This window comes from Thiorhodococcus mannitoliphagus (assembly GCF_010915725.1).
Lineage (GTDB): Bacteria > Pseudomonadota > Gammaproteobacteria > Chromatiales > Chromatiaceae > Thiorhodococcus > Thiorhodococcus mannitoliphagus.
Genome location: NZ_JAAIJR010000426.1, coordinates 1 through 635, shown reverse-complemented (window position 1 = coordinate 635; position 635 = coordinate 1). Strand labels below are relative to the sequence as shown.

At 46.1% G+C, this 635-nt stretch carries 1 protein-coding gene; it reads left to right on the top strand.

The window, feature by feature from the left end:
- Positions 1-577, top strand: a 577-nt coding sequence (locus tag G3480_RS27265) for a transposase (protein WP_164657294.1), incomplete at its 5' end; no start/stop codon positions are given.
- Positions 578-635 lie beyond the last annotated feature (58 nt).

Here is a 635-nt window from a genome sequence, read left to right as displayed (position 1 = left end):
TAAGGCGCGGCTGATTATCCACAGGCTACCCGACGATGAGGTGGCCAAGAGGATCCGTAAAGCCAGGAACAACAACAAAAAGAAAGGCCGCAAAGCGCTTTCCAAAGAATATGTCGCCAGAGCCTATTTGAATCTGTTTATCACCAACACCGACAGTGCGACGATACCTACCAAAGTCGTGTGGAATCTTTATCGACTCAGATGGCAGATCGAACTCGCATTCAAAATTTGGAAATCGCTTTGCGACATCGAAAAGGTGAAAAAAGTAAAGCGGCATCGACTGGAATGCTATATCTACGCCAAGCTGATATTGATCATGCTGGGATGGCGTATCGTTTACAAGATCGCGAAGAACCTCTTCGTACTGGAGGGAGAGGCGCTCAGTTTCTACAAGTCGTTCAAGACGTTGATCAGTTCAAAAATCGACGCGTTGAGGGCGGTGTTCCTATCTGGAACGAGGCGGCTGGACGATTTCGTGCGAGATTTCTACCGTGTTAGCAGAGTCAATCACTTGTTGGAGAAGAAAAGAGGCAAGCCGACATCGCTAGAATTGCTGCTGAGTTGTTCAATAGATTGAAATATAAATGGTTTATGGAAAATGAATAACGTTGGCTATTCTTAGCCTGACGGCTATG